This is a genomic window from Chryseobacterium sp. UF-290 (genome assembly GCF_058245615.1).
Genome location: NZ_JBSICB010000003.1, coordinates 174,199 through 193,311 on the forward strand (window position 1 = coordinate 174,199; position 19,113 = coordinate 193,311).

The window sequence follows — 19,113 nt, forward strand, 5'->3', positions numbered from 1 at the left end:
CTAAATGAAACATATACATTCTTCTTTAGTATTATTTTTGTACATTACTTTGATTGGTATTGTATTAAATGCCTGTACTACGGCAAACCTTCCTTATAGTGAAAATTTTACCGGAAGTAATGGTAATTTTACCTTTACAAGTCAACAGCAGGGCAATAATTGGTATTACGGAAGTGCTGCGGGAAATCCTGCAAATGCTATTTATATTTCAAATTCCAACGGAAATTCACATGCTTATAATACAGATGTTTCCAGCATCACCCATGCCTATGTGCCTATTTCTATTCCGGCCGGAACTACTATCTGTAATATATCATTTGACTGGAATGCGGTGGGTGAAGATAATCAGGACTATTTAAGAGTATGGCTTGTTCCTTCATCGTTTACTCCAGTGGCGGGAGCTCAGATCACTGCCGGATCTGGAAGAGTAAAGGTAGGCAATGATTTTAATCAGCAAACTGGATGGCAGACCTATATCAATTCTAATTTGGATTTAAGCGGTTTTGCCGGTACAACGATGCGTCTGATTTTCGAATGGACAAATAATGGTAGTGGAGGTGCTCAACCTCCAGCTGCTATTGATAATATCTTAATTAATACTTGTCTTATTCCAACACCAGTATCCGTATCTCCAATGGCAGCGACTTCTGCTACACTTAACTGGACTGCCCCTTCTGTAGCTCCGGCCGGTGGGTATGAATATTATATTTCAACGGTGAATGTTCCCCCGAATGGAACAACTGTACCCACAGGATCTTCAACCTCTACTACAGCTAATTTATATCAATTATCGCCGAATACTACTTATTTCTGGTGGTTACGTTCCGTATGTGGATCAACGAGTAAAAGTCCCTGGGTTTCCGGACAAAGCTTTACCACTCCCGATTGTAGTACTGTAGCTCCAACAATAACAGTAAGTGGTGTGACTTATAACTCCGCTTCCATAAGCTGGCCGTTAAGCAATAATGCAGAATCTTACGCTATAAGATACAGACCTGTTGGTACGCCAACCTGGATTACAACAAGCCAGCCTGCAGCAGGGGCGCCATTAGCAGCTAATACATTTAATTTGACAAATAACTTATTGCCTGATACTTTATATGAAGTCGAGATTGCTGCAGTATGTAATAACATAACAGGAGTTTATTCTCACAACGAATTCTTAACAGAATGTGATCCTATGCCTCCCAACTTAATCATTGGTAGTGTTACATCAAATTCGGCTTTAATTACCTGGAGCCCATTAGCATTAAACCCAGCATATGTAATGAGATGGAGAGAAGTGGGATCCTTACAGTGGAATTCCGTGAACTTGCCAGCTCCTCCCGTAAACACTTTTAATCTTACAGGCTTAAATAGCAATAAAACCTATGAAGCTCAGATCGCGAATACTCAGTGTCTTCCCGGAACATACTCCAACTCGAAAACGTTTACAACTGAAAGAACTTGTGAACTTCCGCCTTCGGGATTAACAATTACCCAGCTTTTGCCAACAAAGGCAGAGGTCACATGGGACCCTTTCCCTGGAGCAACCTATATTTTGAGATATAGGAAAGTAGGTATTCCAAGCTGGACAAGCATTCAGGTAACAACAAATATGTATACGCTGACAGGTCTGACGGAACTTACGAAATATGAAATGCAGGTTGCTAATATTTGTAGCGGAGCGCCGGGTACTTATACCCCTCTGTATTTTTTTACAACACCTACTGTGATTTATTGTGAGATGGCTTCAGAAAGTTCAGCTGGTGAACATATTGCAAAAGTTACTGTTAGACCGAGTGGGAAGCCTGTCATGGAAAATGCTTCTGGCGCATCCGTTTCTACAGATTATACAGGAGTCCCCGAAGCCTTCATAGAATTGATACAGGGATCTGCAGATAATGAGATTATTATTGAGAAGAAATGGACTGGAACTACTTATGATGAAGGAATTGCAGTATGGATCGATTTCAACAGAAATGGAGAGTTTGACATTAATGAGAGAGTCTTTACTTCTCCTCCGAATACTATAACTCCTGTATCAGGTAAATTCAGTGTGCCGGCAGATGCTTTTATCAGTATGTCTGATCATAAGTATGTAGTAATGAGAGTAGTAATGCGAAGAGGGGCTATTCCTGAGAATTGTACAGGTTTTGCAAATGGAGAAGTTGAAAATTATAAGGTAAAAATTTCTAAAAAGTTAGTTCCTAACTCGGTTGATCAGAACAGTATTCTAATCTATCCTAACCCGGTACGTACGATATTATATGTGAAGAATATTAGCAAAGAAGCTCACTATAAACTTTACAACACAGCAGGGCAGAAAATTGCAGAAGGTGTTTTACTGAATAATCAGATTAACGTAAGTAAGCTTATCAATGGAGTATATGTGATCGATATTGATGATAATGGTGAAACAGTACAGAAAAAATTTATCAAGGAATAATATACCTATTTAAATACAGCAGTTTTCTGAATAAGGACTGTAGAGCATAAAAAACTCGTTAGAAATCTTTCTAACGAGTTTTTATTTATTCAATACTGAAGATGACTTTTTCAGTCTGCTCTTTCAGCTCTTCCAGATTGGTATTGTTGTAGATGATACAATCTGCCATTTTGATCTTATCCTTTTCAGACATCTGTTTTTCCATGACAGATTCCACCTCACGGTAGGTTTTATGATCTCTGTCCATGACTCTTTTGATCCTGATATTATCTTCGGCCGTTACCAATAGAGATTTGTAACATTGCCTATTGAGCTTTAGCTCAAACAATAATGCGGTTTCTTTGAAGACCAAATACTTGGTTTGCTTTTTTACCCAATCTTCAAAATCTATCCTTACAGCGGGATGAATGATTTCATTTAATTGCTGAAGAAGATCTTTATCACTAAAAACTTTTTCGGCAACAAATTTTCTGTCATAGAGTCCGTTTTCATCATAAGACTCTTCACCCAGCAGTTCTTTAATTTTTATTTTCAGTTCTTCACTTTCATTGACGATGGCTTTTGCCCTGTCATCTGAATAATAGACAGGAAAACCGAATTCTTCAATAAATCTGGCAACTGTGGTTTTTCCCGAGCCAATTCCTCCTGTCAGACCAATAATCTTGGATGCGGGTGGCTCTGCCTGTGGTGTATCTGAATGTAATTCTTCCATAATATAAATTAATATCCAAAAACATCATTAAAGCTGAACGTTTCGTCAAGTCTTACCCCTTTTTCGGTCATTTTAAGGCTTGCCAGTTCATGGTGCGCATCATGTTCAAAAAATAATAAATACTCATTATCGATACACTGCTTAAGGAATTTTCCTTTCTCTTCCAGTGTTAAAAGTGGTCTTGTATCATACCCCATTACATACACCTGATTGATGTGTCCTGCAGTAGGAATGAGATCTGCTGCAAAAACAACCGTTTTTTCCTGATACTGAATGACCGGAAGCATTTGCTTTTCAGTATGGCCGTCTACAAAGATGACATCCATTTTCAGATCAGGAGCAAAACCGTAATTTCCGGTAGTAGGAAGCGGTAAAAAGTTCAGTTGTCCGCTTTCCTGCATCGGCATGATATTTTCCTTAAGAAAACTTGCTTTTTCTCTTGCATTAGGTTCTGTAGCCCATTTCCAGTGGTTTTCGTTGGTCCAGAAATTGGCGTTTTTGAATGCAGGTCTGTATCCGGTTCTGTCATCATTCCATTCAATGGCGCCGCCACAGTGATCGAAATGAAGGTGGGTAAGGAATACATCAGTGATATCTTCCTTTACAAAACCATATTTCTTTAAATTTTTATCAAGATTATCGTCTCCCCAAAGAGAATAATGGCCGAAAAATTTATCATCCTGCTTATTGCCAAGCCCGCAATCTACCAGGATCAGTTTTTTTCCGTCTTCAATAAGCAGGGAACGGGTTCCCAGCTCGATCAGGTTTCTCTCGTCTGCAGGGTTGGTTTTCTCCCACAGACTCTTTGGGACGACTCCGAACATAGCACCGCCGTCCAGTTTAAATTTTCCACATTGTATTGGATATAGCTTCATATATATATTTTGATTATTTTTTTATTAATTTCATTTTCTCAGCGATCTTTCTGGCATTATCATCTGATTGCTCAAGATGTGAAATGATGCTTTGAAAATCATTTTCTTTTCTGTTTTGAGAAAGCTTTTGCTTGATGAATATTTCGGTAGGAATAATATTAATCCCGAAAGCTCCTTTCATTTCTTTCTCTACAAACTCTTTTCCCATATCTTTCACCATTACCGGACACTGCTGAAACTTTTCGTATGCAGAGGTTAATCTTTCTAAATGGGCATAAAGCTCATCATGATCCATGATCTCAACCTTTCCGTAGATCTGTACCGCTTCATAATTCCATGTTGAAACATTCATATGATCGTACCAGCTGCTGGAAATATAAGTATGGGCACCCAAAAAATCACAAAGAACTTCATCGCCGTTTTTTAAGGCTTTGGCCTGTGGGTTGGCTCGTGAAATATGAGTCTCAATATAAACATTTTCCGGATTACTATCATTCAGCATCATCATGGAATGGGTTGCCCGTATTTTATCCACAGAAGAAATCAGTAAAGCAAAAGAATTTTCCCTGATAATGTCTCTCATCAGGTCCAGATCTTCACTTCTGTATAATTTAGGAACAAACATCAATTAATAACATTTCTTTTAAAAACTTTAAACTAAAAAAGCTCTCCCGGATTTTTCGGCCTTGAAATACTTAAATGTTGATAAGCTTTATCAGTAACTTCCCTTCCCCTTGGTGTTCTGATGATAAATCCTTCCTGGATCAGAAACGGTTCATAAACCTCCTCCAGAGTTTCCGGATTTTCACCAATGGAAGTAGCCAATGCGGAAATACCAACAGGCTTTCCCTTAAAATTTTCAATCATGACACGCATGATCTTATTATCCATTTCATCCAATCCGAATTCATCTACATTCAGAGAGTTTAATGCGTATTGGGTAATCTTGATTTCAATCTCACCATTACCTTTGATCTCTGCAAAATCTCTTACCCTTCTCAAGAGTGCATTGGCAATTCTTGGAGTTCCCCGGCTTCTTCTTGCAATTTCTATCGCAGCATCTTCATAAATGATAACCCCCAGCACTCTGGCACTTCTCTGAATGATCATTGATAAAAGTTCGATAGAGTAGTATTCAAGCCTGCTTTGAATACCAAATCTGGCAAGCATCGGTTTGGTAAGCATACCGCTTCTGGTGGTAGCGCCTACCAGGGTAAAAGGATTCAGCCCGATCTGTACACTTCTTGCATTGGGACCGGTTTCCAGCATAATGTCGATCTTGTAGTCTTCCATTGCAGAATACAGGTATTCTTCCACAACCGGAGAAAGACGGTGAATCTCATCGATGAAAAGAACATCATTTTCTTCCAGATTGGTCAACAAACCGGCTAAGCTTCCAGGTTTGTCCAATACGGGGCCTGAAGTGATCTTGCAGTTTACCCCAAGCTCATTGGCTATAATATTGGCTAAGGTTGTTTTCCCAAGACCTGGCGGACCGTGTAATAAAACATGGTCTAATGCGCCGCCACGCCTTTTGGCAGCCGTCACAAAAACCTCAAGATTTTCCAGTGTTTTTCTTTGTCCCGCAAAATCTTTAAAGCTCTGGGGACGGATCTGCTCTTCCTGCATCAGCTCCTCTCGTGAGTAGTTTTCTTTATCTGGATGTAAAAAATCTGGCATTAATTCATTTCATTTACCTCAAAGATAGGAAATTTAGACTAAGGTTGAAAGGCAGATTAAGAAAAGGAGAGATTGAGCTGAAGTTGGTCTAATTATAGGGAATGAGATCATGAGGATATAGTATATTGAGATATTTTAAGTATTTTTGAGAGGAAAAAATTATTATAATAGATCAATAACAGATTTTATAAAATGCCTGTCTGGCAAAAAGCAATGAATATTGCTGAAAAATGGTTTCAGCTATCTGATAACTTGTCTATGAAACCAAAAGTCATTTGATCTATGGAAACAAAATAAAATATTTTTCAGGAAATAATTGTTTAGAAAATCAAAAGTTGATTGATGAAGTACATGATTTAAATAAAATTATAAGTCATTTGAACAGAAATAATCAACCTTACTCTAAACCTTAGCCTAAACCTTAAACTAATGAAATTAATAGGACCATTCAAGCAGGTCGTTACGCTTGCCAATTTACCCCTGAGAGGAAAACTTACCGATGAGCAGCTGGAAATTATTGTTGATGGAGGAATTGTAATAGATGACAACACCATTCAGAAAATCGGAAGCTTTGAAGCTTTAAAAACGGAAAATCCTGGTATTGAGATCGAGCAGATCGAAGGAGAGCAGGTTGTTCTTCCGGCTTTTGTAGATTCACATACTCATATCTGTTTCGGAGGAAACCGGGCTAATGATTTTGCTATGCGTAATGCAGGAAAAACCTACCTGGAGATTGCTGAAAGCGGTGGTGGAATCTGGAGTTCCGTACAGCACACAAGAAAGGCTTCAGAAGAAGAATTGTTGAAAACCCTGTTGGAAAGGATCAACTTTCTGACTGACCTTGGGATTACCACTATTGAAGTAAAAAGTGGTTACGGTTTAGATGTGGAAAATGAGCTGAAAATGCTTCGTATCATCAAAAAAGCACAGGAAGCTACCAAGGCTACTTTAGTTCCGACCTGTCTTTCCGCCCATTTAAAGCCGAGAGATTTTGAAGGAGACAATCCGGAATACTTAGAATATATTCTTACTGAAATTTTACCTAAAGTAAAAGAAGAAGGTTTAGCCAGTCGTGTAGATATTTTTATTGAAAAATCTGCTTTCCAGCCAGAAGAGAGTAAAGATTTTTTACTTAAAACTAAAGATTTAGGTTTTGAAATTACGGTTCATGCAGACCAGTTTACACCGGGAAGCTCAAGAATTGCAGTAGAAGTGGGAGCAAAATCAGCAGACCATCTGGAAGCAACCATTGATGAAGATATTGAATTTTTAGCAGAGTCTGATACTGTGGCAACCGCTCTTCCGGGAGCAAGCTTAGGATTGGGAGAGAAGTTTAGTCCGGCAAGAAAACTATTGGATGCAGGAGCTATCGTAGCGATCGCAAGCGACTGGAATCCCGGATCGGCACCCATGGGAAATTTAATTACTCAGGCTTCTATTCTGGCTGCTTTTCAGAAATTGACTACTGCTGAGGTATTGGCAGGGATGACTTTCCGTGCTGCTTATGCCCTGAATCTGGAAGACAGAGGAAAGCTGGAGGCAGGCAAAAAAGCTGATTTTGTTACTTTCAGGACCAATAATTTCCAGAATATACTCTATAATCAGGGAAGCCTTAAAGCGGAGCATGTTTATATAAACGGAGATCTTATCGGTTAAACAAAAAGTCTGACAGGATATGGAGGAAAAAGAATTTAACCGAAAGCTAGACTATAAAAGCTTTTGGGATTGGTTTTTAACGATGGAAAAGGATTTCTATGAAGTTGTTAAAAAGAGAGAGCAGGAGGCGATTGAAAAGGACTTTTTTGACATCATTTCTCCTAAGCTTAGCCAGGTAAATGAAGGATATTATTTCCTGACCGGTATGTTTGATGATTTCACAGCAGAACTGATTGTCACGGTAGAAGGAGAGACCAGGAATATTGTCTTTGCCGAAGAGCTTATCGCAGCAGCTCCCAGGTTGGACCATTGGAAATTTACAGCTTTAAAACCAGCAATGGATGCAAAGAATGTAAACGTGAGCATGGGTGAGTATGAATTTACAAAGGATACGATTTTTTTCTATTCAAAGGAACAGGAAGAATATCCGGACGAGATTGATCTGGTCTTCGTTTATAATGGCAATGCTGAAAATAAAAATACCATTACAACAGGAGTCTGTATTTTCCTGGACAGCTTTCTGGGAGAATTAAATTTTGCGACACAGATTGATACCTTTACGGTTATAGGAATAGACAAGGCTGAAAAAGAGCTTGTTCCTATTGAAAAGCTAAAAGATTTTCTGGAATGGAGGGAAAGAGAATTTACAGAAAAGTATAAAAGTGTAAAAAGAGCTGATAGTGAAGAAGAATTTTCCATTCTCAGAGCTGACCTGGAAAATGGCAGACCGCTCATTGCGTGTATGAATCTTCCCTTATTACATTATGATGCAAAAGCATCTTATCCGTGGATATCGGTTCTTACAATTCACTATAATGGAGATGCCAATGACGGGCTTCCGGAAAAAGAGGATTTTGAAAAATTAAGCGATATTGAAAATAAAGCAATTGAAGAACTGAAAGAAGAAGGATATTTGTACATAGGAAGGGAAAGTGCAGACAATATAAAAGAAAGCTATTTTGCGGGTGAGGATTTCAGACAAATTTCTAAAGTTTTTAAAGCAATAATACAGGATAACCCTGACTATAAAATATCATTCAGAATCTTCAAAGATAAGTACTGGCAGTATTTTAAATATTATACCAGTGCCAGCTAAAAAACAGATTTTATAATCTGATAAAAAAACGAATGTGGAGGAATTTTTCTTCCACATTCGTTTTTTTTGATCAAAAAATTGAATGCTTGAAATGTTGATATGAAGAGCCAAAGCGAAACAGAATGAAATCATAAAGTCCTTTATCTTTTTCGTTTTTTATATAAGTTTCCCTATATTGTGGCATGATTGCCGTTGATTTGTATTAAAAAAACGCAATTTTCTATAGTTCTTAAGTACACCGGAGATCCCGGAAAACCTGGATATTTTCTTATTTCTCAGTACTTTTTTACAGCTATATCCCGTACCAGGAAAACTTGTCAATCCAATAAATTCGAAAATAAAAAAGATGAATTTTCAAAATGTCAGATCTACTTTTAGCAAAGGGGTCACTATTCCGAGTTTGATATTTATTATAGGAACCTGCTTTCTTTCGGCAGCGTATCCGAAACCAACCGAGAATATCCTGAATGAAATTAAAGAATTCATATTTGTTAACTTAAACTGGGTGTATGTATGGGCTGTCACATTGTTTGTGATTTTTCTGGTATACCTGCTTTTCAGTAAATATGCAAACATTAAGCTGGGGGCAAATGACAGTAAGCCGGAATACTCATTCTTTTCCTGGATTTCCATGCTGTTTGCAGCAGGTATGGGGATCGGTCTGATCTATTTTAGTGTTGCAGAGCCGATGCAGCATTATTCTTCTGAAGTTTTTGCAGATAACCATTATGTCAGCAGGGCCAAACAGGCTCAATTGTATACCTTTTTTCATTGGGGTATTCATGCCTGGGCTATTTATGGAGTCGTGGGACTCTCACTATCTTACTTTGCTTACCGGTACAGATTACCGCTTTCATTGCGAAGCTGCTTTTATCCGCTGCTAAAAAATAAAATCAATGGAAAATGGGGAAATGCCATTGATGTTTTCGCGCTTTGCTGTACTTTCTTTGGAATCACCACGACCTTAGGATTTGGAGTTGTACAGATCAGCTCCGGGCTGAATATACTTCACATCACCCCTGAAAATAGTTTTATCTATCAGGTGATCATCGTTGTTTTTCTTATTTCCCTTTCCGTTATTTCGGCAATTACTGGGGTGAACAAAGGCGTCAAGATATTGAGCAACATCAATGTAATAAGTGTGATCGGCCTTTTACTTTTTGTCTTGATATTAGGGCCGACTGTTTATCTGATCGGAAGCTTTACGGAAGGCTTAGGGAACTATATTAACAATTTTTTCAATCTTACTTTCAATACCCATGTTTATGAAAAGAATGCTTTGCCATGGTTTTATGACTGGACAATTCTGTACTGAGCCTGGTGGATTTCATGGTCGCCGTATGTAGGTTTGTTTATCGCGAGGATCTCCAAAGGAAGAACCATCAGGGAATTTATCCTGGCGGTTTTAATATTGCCTACATTATTCAATTTTATCTGGATGTCCGTATTTGGCAACAGTGCCATATGGTTCGATTTAAATATTGCGAATGGGCAATTGAGCCGGTTTGCAACCGATCCGGATGCATTAATGTTCCGTTTTTTAGAATACATGCCTTTGTCTGCCTTTACCGGATTTTTTGTTATACTCATCATTATTATTTTTTTTGTGACGTCAGCAGACTCCGGAATATTTGTAATGAACAGTATTGCTACTAAAAATGCTGAGAAATCCCCTAAGTGGCAAATTGTATTCTGGGGTGTTTTACTGGCTGTTTTATCACTTTTATTATTAAATGCGGGTGGTTTAAAGGCATTACAAAGTATGACCTTAATTACGGCATTGCCTTTTTCGATCATTGTTCTTTTATTTATCGTAAGCCTGATGAAAGGTCTTATTATTGATCAGAAATATTATGACAGAAACTTTTCAGCTTCCACAGTTCCGTGGTCAGGAGAATTTTGGAAAGAACGTTTGAAAAATATTGTTTCCTTCAAAGACAATTCTTCGGTAGACCATTTTATTCAGGTGAAAGCTAAAGAAGCGTTTACAGATCTGCAGCAGGAATTTGCAGCCAATGGAATTGTAGCCAAAATCAATCAGTATGAAAATCCTGTCAGAATAGAAATAGAAATTCACCAGGGAGTAGTCAATAATTTTATCTATGGAATTGAAAATAAAATAAAAACGGTCTCAGAGTACATGATCAATGAAGATAATCTTCCGGATTTGGATGATAATAAGACCCATTATCCGAGATCATATTTCGGAGACGCAAGAGAAGGATATGATGTGCAGTATTTTACGAAAAATGAATTGATCTCTGATGTGTTGAAACACTATGAACGGTTTTTGGAAATCATTTCAGAGGAGCGAAATGAAATGTTCATAAGCAGTAATGCCAACCGGAATAAAGGCTGAAAAGAGATCTATTGTTCTTACAGTGAATTCGTTGCATAATGTGTGGAAGTCGTTTTTTTATGTAAACAATATTAGCTAGCTTTACTGGATATAATGATGTGACTAAAATTGAATTTTTAAAGAATTATGTTTCAAAATATTTGGCAGGGTAGAATGGATGGAGAAGAACTTCTCTTCCACAGACTATTTCAGAGAGTAAAAGAAGAACAGAATTACGACAATATTTCAACGAATGATTTCGTTTTGCATGGTTTTGCTGTGGATGAAGGAGTCAGGAGGAATAAAGGCCGCCAGGGAGCCAAAGATGCTCCGGATGTGATCAGGAAAAATATGTCTAATTTCCCGGTTATTCTTCCTGATTTTTTGATGCTGGATTTTGGAAATGTTACCTGTGAGGACGGTAATCTGGAAAATACCCAGAATAGCCTTGCCAAGAATGTTTCAAAGGTACTTTTAAAGGGAGGTAAATCTCTTGTTTTGGGTGGAGGGCACGAAGTGACTTATGCTCATTATTTGGGGATAAAAACAGCTTTTCCTGAACAGAAAGTGGGAATCATCAATATTGATGCCCATTTTGATAACAGGCAGCCGGAAAAAGGAGTAGGGCCGAGCTCAGGAACAGGATTCTGGCAGATTGCTCAGGAGGGACCCATAAATTCCCTGCATATCGGGATTCAAAGAAACTCCAATACCTTAAAGCTATTTGATACCGCTCATCAGTATGGAATGAAATATATCCTGGCTGACGAATTGTTTTTTGAAAATCTTCCCTCGATCTATCAACGCATCGATGATCTGCTGAACAATGTGGATTTTGCCTATCTTACCATTTGTATGGACGTTTTTAACGCTTCTATCGCTCCGGGGGTTTCCGCTTCGGCATATAATGGTATCTTTGCAGATGCAGCCTTTATGCATTTTTACAGACATATTTTAAAAAACAAAAAACTGGTTGCGCTGGATGTAGCAGAAGTTAATCCGTCTTTTGATATTCAGGACAGAACGGCAAGACTGGCGGCATGTCTGGTAAATGAGTGGCTAATGATTTAAGATAAGGTTATATTCTTCCGATAGAGAAAATCATTATTTTATTGATCCTTAAGGAATGGAATTTGCTGATTTCACGGTGCTTTTAAAATAAAAGCGCTCATAAATTCATTAGCTGAATTTAAAACAGAAATTATATTATGGAACAATTAATTGAAAGCAAGCTTATTAAAGCAGATAAAGCGTTTTCAGTGTGGAGAAAAGTGCCGTTTGAGGAAAGGCAGAAGTTAATTGCAAAAGCAGCAGAAATCTTAAAAAATAATTCGGAGAAGTTTGGAAGGATCATTACTACGGAGATGAATAAACCAATCTCAGAATCGATTGCTGAGGTGGAAAAGTGTGCTTTAATGATGAATTATTATGCCGATGCTGAGAATATTGTAAAACCCGAAAAAGTTGAATCTGAATTTGCTTACTCTGAAGTTCATTATGTTCCGAAGGGGGTCATTTTAGGAGTGATGCCCTGGAATTTTCCTTTCTGGCAGGTGTTGAGATTTGCTATTCCTGCAATTCTGGCTGGAAATACAGTCGTTTTAAAACACGCTTCAATTTGCTTCGGAAGTGGAAATGCAATCGAAGATGTTCTTTTGGAGGCAGGTTTTTCTGAAGGTGTTTTCCAGAATCTTGAAGTAGGGCATAAGGCTGTAAAGGAAATTCTGGAGCATGATATTGTAAAAGGGGTGAGCTTAACAGGTAGTGGAAAGGCTGGCGGAGAAGTAGCTTCTATAGCCGGTTTAAATATCAAAAAATCTTTGCTTGAATTAGGTGGAAGTGATGCTTTTATCATTTTCGAAGATGCAGATCTGGAAGAAGCTGCGAAAGCTGGAGTGAAATCCAGGCTTCAGAACTGCGGACAAACTTGTACAGCAGCAAAAAGATTTATTATTGACGAGAAGATTGAAGATGAATTTCTACCCATATTCATTGAAGAATATAAAAAATATGAAGTTGGGGATCCTTTACATAAAGAAACTAAATTAGCAGGAATGGCAAGACCTGACCTGGCTGATGAGTTGGAAGCTCAGTTCAACAGAGCGTTGGAAAATGGTGCAGAAATTATTATTCCTTTGGAAAGAATTTCAGAAAACGAATTTAAACCTGGTTTGATTAGGGTCCAGGAAGACAATCCAATTCTGAAAGAAGAGCTTTTCGGACCTCTTGGAATGATAATGATCGCTAAAAATGAGGAAGAAGCTTTGCAAATGGCAAATGATATTCCTTTCGGGCTTTCCAATTCCGTATGGACCCAGAAGGTAGATCGTCAGTTATTCTTTATTGATAACCTTGAATCAGGAACGGTAAACATCAATAGAATGACGAGTTCTGACCCACGTTTCCCGTTCGGGGGAAGTAAGGCCTCAGGATATGGAACAGAGCTTTCTTTATTGGCTTTAAAAGAGTTTGTAACGGCAAAGACTATTGTAGGTAATTAATTTGTACTATTGTAACGTGTACAATGTATTAATGAAAACCTATATGTTATAAAATAAAAATTCCCGGAAACATTTGCTTCCGGGAGTTTTTTTATATTGAAAAAGCAATTTGCCTTTTCGCTTTTTTGCAGTTTTGCCTTTTTGCTATATTAAACTGTTGTCAATCTCAAAGTATTTGTTTTTCCTCCTTCATAAGATGGGGTGGCATTGATATTGATCACGAAATCTCCGGTTTCGATATAGCCATAGTTATGCGTTAACATGTTAACCTGGATAATTGTTTCATCAGTAGATTTCTTCATATCATAATAGTAAGCGTGAACACCCCAAAGAAGGTTCAGCATAGTAATAACTCTTTTGTTTCCACTGTAAACAATAATCTGAGAGTTCGGTCTGTGAGCAGCAAGCTGGAATGCTGTATACCCTGAATGAGTAAGCGTTACAATGGCAGAAACGTTTGTCGTTTTAGCAATTCTTACGGCTGCAAGACATACCCTGTTTGTAATGAATCTCTCATCGATGCAGTTATAGTCTTTTTCGATCGGCTCATTTTTATGCTGATAGAAATGAGTGGTCTCGATGTTCTTTACAATTTTGGCCATGTTTTCCACTACCTGTACCGGATATCTTCCTACAGAAGTTTCACCGGAAAGCATTACTGCATCAGCACCATCCAATACAGAGTTGGCAACGTCGTTTACTTCCGCTCTTGTAGGCGTTAAGCTGTTGATCATTGTTTCCATCATCTGTGTAGCGATGATTACCGGCTTGGAGTAGAATCTGGCCTTTTCTACCAGGTTTTTCTGGATGGCAGGAACTTCTTCCATTGGAACTTCAACACCAAGGTCACCACGGGCAACCATTAAACCGTCACATTCCAATAAGATTTCATCGATATTTTTAACACCTTCCGGTTTTTCAATCTTTGCGATGATCGGAGTTTTGAATTTACCGTTCGGGTGTTTTGCAATTAATTCTTTCAGATCAATGATATCCTGAGCATGACGTACAAAAGAAAGAGCGATCCAGTCTACTTCCATATCAAGCATGAAGTTGGCATCCTGAATATCTTTTTCCGTCAGTGCAGGAAGAGATACCTGGGTATTAGGCAGATTAACTCCTTTTTTAGAACTCAGAGGTCCACCTTGGATTGTTTTTGCCTTTACCGTATCCTTTTCGTTGGTCTCAATAACTTCCAGCACCAGCTTACCATCATCAATAAGGATTCTTTCCCCTACTTTTACATCCTGTGGAAACTGCTGGTAGGTCATATAAACCCTGGTAGAATCTCCTTCCATCTTTTCATTGGTGAAAGTAAGAATATCTCCGGGATTCAGATAGGAACCTTCCTTTACAACACCTACCCTCAGCTTAGGACCCTGAAGGTCACCCAAAATACCTACTGAATAGCCATACTCGTTGTTCAGCTCCCTGATTATTTCAATATTTTTTCGAACTAAGTCGTAATCTGCATGTGAAAAATTTATTCTGAAAATATCAACACCCGCTTTCATTAAATCTAACATCACCTCCTTCGATGACGAAGCAGGTCCTAGTGTTGCGATAATTTTTGTCTTCTTTAAATACTTATTCATAATACTGGATAATTTGATAAAGTTCTTCATCAGAACTCAGTGTATAATCTTGAATTGGAAACACAAGATTTTCAGGGAGCAAAATTACGGAAAAATCAGGAAACTGTTCCGAACTATGCAGAATATATTCCACATCTACCTGATTATTTAATAAAAATTTAATGTTTTCTTCTTCTGTAAAGAGTTCCGTCTGAACTTTTTTTTGCTTACTTTCAGAAGATTTGTTTGAAATAAAGGTAAAACAGGTTTTCGAAAACTTGTGATACGCTTCATATCTTGGAAAAAAATAATCAAAATAAGCCCCATGAAAGACAAGGTCTTTCTTTCTTGAAAAGATGAGGTTTTTTGACTGATTGATTTTATAGAAAAACTCGTGAGCAGGTATATCTTTTGCTAATCTTACCAATCCTATGGTAATATCTTCAAATTCTATATCATCCAGATCATAAAGTTTTTGAATTTCCAAGTATGTTTTCTTTTTTATTTAAAATATAAAATGCCCTTTGTGCTGCTTTTTCTTCAGCTTTTTTCTTGGAGGTCTCCGTTGCATTGGCAATCTTTTCGTCTCCCAGCCATACATGACATCTGAATACAACCGATTTATTGGCCTGTATTTCTTCGCAGGTTTCGTATTTTATATTGACCTTCTTCTTCTGGCTCCATTCAAGCAGGAGACCTTTATAGCTTACAATTTTATTTTCAAGCTTATTGATTTCGGAAGGCGTCAGCAACTTTTCCAGAATGATCTTTTTACAAGCATCATAATGGAAGTCTAAATAAACGGCACCGATTAAGGCTTCAAATAAATTTCCGGAGATATTTTCCCCTAAAGCTGATGAATTGTTCTGCTTTTGCAAAAGGCTGGTAAGCTTGAGATCTTCTCCTAATTTATTAAGATTTTTCCTATTAACAATCTTAGATTTCATCTGCGTCAGATATCCTTCATTAGCCTGAGGATAGGTCTGGAACAAATGACAAGAAATAATTGTACCCAAAACAGAATCTCCTAAAAATTCAAGTCTTTCATAGTTGCTGTCTTGAGTTTTAGAAGAATTTTTCAAAGAAAAAGCCTCACGGTAAAGAGCTATATTCTGCACCTCAGTACCCAATACTTTTCTAAGCTCGGTACTGAGAAAATAATCTCTCTCCGTTAATTGTCTTTTTCTTTTTTTGAGAAGGAATTTAGAAAAGTATTTCTGTAACTCCATTCATTGAATTTAGATTTTCTTAAATAGAACGCAAGCGTTATGCCCGCCAAATCCAAAAGTATTGCTCATGGCTACTTTTACATCTTTCTTCACGGCAGTATTAAACGTAAAGTTTAGTCTGCTGTCTATATTTTCATCATCAGTAAAATGGTTGATGGTAGGAGGAACAGTACCATGAATAATAGTTCCTAATGCAGCGATAGCCTCAATAACACCTGCAGCACCTAATAAGTGGCCGGTCATTGATTTTGTAGAATTAATCTGAATATCATAAGCATGCTCGCCTAATAATTTCGAAATTGCGTTGGATTCTGCGATGTCTCCTAATGGAGTAGATGTACCATGCATATTGATATGATCTACTTCATCAGCAGTTAAACCTGCATCTTCCAGGCAGCTTTTCATTACCAGATAAGCGCCAAGGCCTTCAGGATGCGGAGCAGTCATGTGATGTGCATCCGCACTCAGACCACCGCCTAATAATTCTGCATAAATTGTAGCACCACGTTTTACGGCGTGCTCATATTCTTCAAGAATGATACATCCGGCACCTTCACCCAGTACAAATCCATCTCTGTCTTTGTCAAAAGGTCTTGATGCAGTTTTCGGATCGTCATTTCTTGTAGAAAGCGCCATCATTGCATTGAATCCACCGACACCACTTGCTGTAACGGCTGCTTCAGAGCCTCCACACACAATCACGTCTGCTTTTCCCAGTTGGATCAGCATCTTGGAATCAATTATAGCATTTGCTGAAGAAGCACAAGCAGATACCGTCGTATAATTAGGTCCATGGAAACCATACTCAATAGAGATATGCCCTGGAGTGATATCCGCAATCATTTTTGGGATAAAGAATGGATTGAACCTTGGAATTTCCGTATTGGCCCATCCTAACACTTCAGTTTCAAAAGTCTCTAAACCTCCGATTCCGGAACCCCAAATTACTCCGACTCTGTTTTTATCTACATTGTCTTCCATAATTCTGGAATGTGCGACTGCCTCTTTAGCAGCAACAAGTCCCAATTGGGTATTTCGGTCCATTTTTTTAGCTTCTTTCTTATCGAAATGCTGCAATGGATCGAAATTTTTCACTTCGCAAGCGAACTTTGTCTTAAAGTTTTTGGCATCAAAAAGAGTAATCGGAGCGGCTCCGCTCTCACCTTTTACAAGATTTTCCCAGTATTCTTTTGCATTATTTCCTATTGGTGTTATTGCTCCAAATCCGGTTACAACTACTCTTTTTAATTCCATAAACTTTGTTTAATTTCTTTTTTGTTGAAGAATATTATTTATTTACTACTTCTTCGATGTAAGCGATAGCGTGTCCTACAGTAGTAATTTTTTCAGCCTGATCATCAGGGATTTGAATGTTAAATTCTTTTTCAAATTCCATGATTAACTCAACTGTATCTAGTGAATCAGCTCCTAAATCGTTAGTGAAGCTAGCTTCAGGAGTTACTTCTGTTTCTTCAACGTCAAGCTTATCAGCGATGATAGCTTTTACTCTTGATGCAATGTCTGACATAGTAAATTATTTTTTTAATTGTTAGATGGTGCAAATATATAAAATTCTTTACGATAAAACATTTTTTTAGTCTTTTTTGTGGACAGGAGGCTTTCATTTTGGCTTGTGAAGTTTTAGTGTTTTAGTTTTCAGGGGTTTATATTCATAGGTATATAATCAAGGATATTTTTAAATTCAGACGAGTTGTTTGTTTTATAATCTGGATATGGTATATAAACCGGATTTTTGCCTTATTTGAACCGGTCTGAATAGGAAAATCGCATGGTTTTTGCTTGCATGTGTCTATCATGAAATTAACACGTTAGCTTTTTTTGAATTAACATATCCTATCTTATTTGAAGAACATTTCTAAGTGTTCGGTTATTTCTTTGCTATATTTAAAAGCTAAAAAATGAAATGGTGGGAATGGATGAAAGTATACTAAAAGACGCGATGCCGATACTGTGTTCTTCAGATATTGATCTATTATATGAATTCTATAAAAAAATGAAATTAAGGTAAGTCAAAATAGTAAAGAAGTATAGGTAAGATTTCCATAATTATGAATTACTGGTTTTACTTTTCTATATATTATATAAGGATTATATATAAAGATTCCCTCAGCTTAATGAGGGAATCTTTTATTTTGTAAAATCAGCATAGAAACTCATCTTGAGCTTTCTTAAATTGTTTATTCTTTTATATAGTAGATTGCTGGAGAAAATTCAGGATATCTTACTATTCATCAGTTTTCTACATACTTATTCTACTATTGATTTTCAACTGAAAGCAGGGAGCAGATAGATATCTTTTGATTTTTGGGAATAATTTTGAATAACGAAATAGCATCAGTAAGTTTTTTTAATGTTTTCTACTTATAATTAACCATTTATGAAAATATATACAAAACTTCTTTTACTGTAAAATTGAAAAAATTAGATCGTTTTTATTTTCTCTTCCAACCAATAAGATAATTCCTCTGGTGTATTTAATCGTTTTTCGAAGCCTTGAGCGATTAGATTTTGAGAATATGCATTGAGTTCATCATATGATATATTAGAAAAATCTTCAAAATCTTCAATTAAAAATTCATCTGATTGAAAGAAAAAAGAAGACATAAAATATCCATATTTTAGACAATTTAATAAATTATCTCTACTGATTTTATCTTTATTTTCAAGTAATACATTAAAAGGGTTTATTTTTAAGAACTTACTCAATATGACTAAATCATCATACTCATATAAATCAATAATTCTAGAATCTGGATTATCAGATATTTTTGGTCTGTTATTGTTGTTTATTAATATTTCTTCCCAGTCTTGTTTAGTGAAATCTATCCATAATTCAGTATTTGTAATAAATAAATTTTTAGTAACCTTATATAAGGTCATAGAATACATAAAGGCATCAATTCTTTCTTTTTTTGAGAATTGTTTAAAATATCCTTTATATAACTCCGAATAATCAACATTGGGATTGCTATCCATCATTTTTATAAAACCTATTGCACTCAT

Annotated in this window: 15 protein-coding genes and 1 pseudogene; 6 read left to right on the forward strand and 10 right to left on the reverse strand. The window is 37.0% G+C overall.

Going from position 1 to position 19,113, the window contains the following annotated elements:
- Positions 1 to 4: 4 nt before the first annotated feature.
- Positions 5 to 2,428: a fibronectin type III domain-containing protein gene (locus AC4IF5_RS04700; RefSeq protein ID WP_490732161.1), complete on the forward strand. Its 2,424-nt coding sequence runs from the start codon at positions 5 to 7 to the stop codon at positions 2,426 to 2,428.
- 85 nt (positions 2,429 to 2,513) lie between these two features.
- Here the strand turns inward: AC4IF5_RS04700 and coaE are convergent, their stop codons facing one another.
- From coaE to ruvB, 4 genes are read right to left on the reverse strand one after another with little or no spacing between them, the layout of a single operon-like run.
- Entirely contained in the window at positions 2,514 to 3,140 is a 627-nt protein-coding gene (gene coaE, locus AC4IF5_RS04705) for a dephospho-CoA kinase (protein WP_490732163.1), read from the reverse strand.
- An 8-nt stretch (positions 3,141 to 3,148) separates the two neighbouring features.
- Positions 3,149 to 4,015 carry an MBL fold metallo-hydrolase gene (locus AC4IF5_RS04710; protein WP_490732165.1) on the reverse strand — a complete coding sequence of 289 codons (867 nt, stop codon included), beginning with the start codon at positions 4,013 to 4,015 and terminating at the stop codon, positions 3,149 to 3,151.
- A 13-nt stretch (positions 4,016 to 4,028) separates the two neighbouring features.
- On the reverse strand, positions 4,029 to 4,640 hold the full coding sequence (locus AC4IF5_RS04715) for an FMN-binding negative transcriptional regulator (protein ID WP_490732167.1): 612 nt from the start codon (positions 4,638 to 4,640) through the stop codon (positions 4,029 to 4,031).
- Positions 4,641 to 4,672: 32 nt separating this feature from the next.
- The gene (gene ruvB, locus AC4IF5_RS04720; protein ID WP_490732168.1) at positions 4,673 to 5,695 is read right to left on the reverse strand and encodes a Holliday junction branch migration DNA helicase RuvB; all 1,023 of its coding nucleotides are present in this window, start codon (positions 5,693 to 5,695) and stop codon (positions 4,673 to 4,675) included.
- A gap of 429 nt (positions 5,696 to 6,124) precedes the next feature.
- Here ruvB and hutI point away from each other — a divergent pair, with 429 nt between their 5' ends.
- The 5 genes and pseudogenes from hutI (at position 6,125) to AC4IF5_RS04745 (ending at position 13,286) form a co-directional block, all read left to right on the forward strand.
- Positions 6,125 to 7,351 (forward strand): imidazolonepropionase, encoded by a 1,227-nt coding sequence (hutI, locus tag AC4IF5_RS04725; RefSeq protein WP_490732170.1) that lies wholly within the window; start codon positions 6,125 to 6,127, stop codon positions 7,349 to 7,351.
- A 19-nt stretch (positions 7,352 to 7,370) separates the two neighbouring features.
- On the forward strand, positions 7,371 to 8,447 hold the full coding sequence (locus AC4IF5_RS04730) for a DUF695 domain-containing protein (RefSeq protein WP_490732171.1): 1,077 nt from the start codon (positions 7,371 to 7,373) through the stop codon (positions 8,445 to 8,447).
- A gap of 346 nt (positions 8,448 to 8,793) precedes the next feature.
- Positions 8,794 to 10,806 (forward strand): annotated as a pseudogene (locus AC4IF5_RS04735) (BCCT family transporter).
- A 126-nt stretch (positions 10,807 to 10,932) separates the two neighbouring features.
- Positions 10,933 to 11,856, forward strand: coding sequence for a formimidoylglutamase (gene hutG / locus AC4IF5_RS04740; RefSeq protein ID WP_490732172.1), 924 nt, complete (start codon positions 10,933 to 10,935; stop codon positions 11,854 to 11,856).
- Between the two features lie 137 nt (positions 11,857 to 11,993).
- Entirely contained in the window at positions 11,994 to 13,286 is a 1,293-nt protein-coding gene (locus tag AC4IF5_RS04745; RefSeq protein ID WP_490732174.1) for an aldehyde dehydrogenase family protein, read from the forward strand.
- Between the two features lie 149 nt (positions 13,287 to 13,435).
- On the opposite strand, the gene pyk is transcribed toward AC4IF5_RS04745, so the two are convergent.
- The 6 genes from pyk to AC4IF5_RS04775 form a co-directional block, all read right to left on the reverse strand.
- Positions 13,436 to 14,881: a pyruvate kinase gene (pyk, locus tag AC4IF5_RS04750; RefSeq protein WP_490732176.1), complete on the reverse strand. Its 1,446-nt coding sequence runs from the start codon at positions 14,879 to 14,881 to the stop codon at positions 13,436 to 13,438.
- Positions 14,874 to 15,347, reverse strand: coding sequence for an IPExxxVDY family protein (locus AC4IF5_RS04755; protein WP_490732177.1), 474 nt, complete (start codon positions 15,345 to 15,347; stop codon positions 14,874 to 14,876). Before AC4IF5_RS04755 ends, pyk begins: the two co-directional genes overlap by 8 nt.
- Entirely contained in the window at positions 15,325 to 16,089 is a 765-nt protein-coding gene (gene rnc, locus AC4IF5_RS04760) for a ribonuclease III (protein ID WP_490732179.1), read from the reverse strand. Before rnc ends, AC4IF5_RS04755 begins: the two co-directional genes overlap by 23 nt.
- Before the next feature lie 9 nt (positions 16,090 to 16,098).
- On the reverse strand, positions 16,099 to 17,343 hold the full coding sequence (gene fabF, locus AC4IF5_RS04765; protein WP_490732181.1) for a beta-ketoacyl-ACP synthase II: 1,245 nt from the start codon (positions 17,341 to 17,343) through the stop codon (positions 16,099 to 16,101).
- Between the two features lie 34 nt (positions 17,344 to 17,377).
- Positions 17,378 to 17,617: an acyl carrier protein gene (locus tag AC4IF5_RS04770; protein ID WP_002976354.1), complete on the reverse strand. Its 240-nt coding sequence runs from the start codon at positions 17,615 to 17,617 to the stop codon at positions 17,378 to 17,380.
- Between the two features lie 914 nt (positions 17,618 to 18,531).
- On the reverse strand, positions 18,532 to 19,113 hold the full coding sequence (locus AC4IF5_RS04775) for a hypothetical protein (protein WP_490732193.1): 582 nt from the start codon (positions 19,111 to 19,113) through the stop codon (positions 18,532 to 18,534).